At 45.6% G+C, this 712-nt stretch carries 1 protein-coding gene and 1 pseudogene; one reads left to right on the top strand and one right to left on the bottom strand.

The features are described 5' to 3' along the window. A partial coding sequence (locus tag R7Q48_RS27375) for a DUF2062 domain-containing protein (RefSeq protein ID WP_318133406.1) occupies positions 1-359 on the top strand: 359 nt, incomplete at its 5' end. Between the two features lie 204 nt (positions 360-563). On the opposite strand, the pseudogene R7Q48_RS27370 reads toward R7Q48_RS27375, so the two are convergent. Further along, a pseudogene (locus R7Q48_RS27370) lies at positions 564-712 on the bottom strand (lipoprotein-releasing system transmembrane subunit LolE); the annotation flags it as partial.

The following is a 712-nucleotide window of genomic DNA, read 5'->3' as shown; positions in this document are numbered from 1 at the left end:
TTATGGCGTTTGTCCCGCTTCCGAGCCAGTTGATCATGTCTGCAGGTTTAGCCATTTTAATGGGCGTAAATTTACCTCTGTCAGTCGCTCTCGTTTGGGTCAGCAACCCTATTACAATGCCAGTCTTGTTTTACTTTGCTTACAAGCTCGGAGCATGGGTCATGCATGTTCCACCTCAGCCATTCCATTTTGAGCTATCTTGGGACTTTATCATGCAACAGATGAGCACGATTGGGCCTCCATTCCTATTGGGGTGCGCAATTTGCGGTGTGGGTTCTGCGATCATTGGTTATTTCGGTATTCGCGGATTGTGGCGCTACTCTGTCGTTCGCAGTTGGCAAAAACGAAAAGTAAGATAAGCGGATAAGACGCTAAAATCATTCGTTGCGACACGGCTTGAGGTTCAAACGACAATAAAGCTGAAACGAAATGTAAGCAAAGAATGAAAAGATGCTAATGAATACAAAAAAGGACCATGAAAGGTCCTTTTTTGTATCTAGTGTACTTAGTAAAAGAAATCGTAGCCAACAACGATGTCTACGAGGCTAGCTTGCTTTCCTTAGTTACTTAGCACTCAAAACCGCGGCAGGGTTCAGTTTCGCTGCGCGAGAAGCTGGGTACCAAGTGGCCAATAGGCTTAATACGATAGCGGTGGTCGACACCAATGCAACGTCAGGCCAATGCAACTGCGATGGAAGAAAGTCCACAAAGT

This window comes from Vibrio sp. 378 (genome assembly GCF_033339435.1).
Note: the sequence above shows the minus strand (reverse complement) of the source record. Positions and strands in the feature narration are given on the sequence as shown.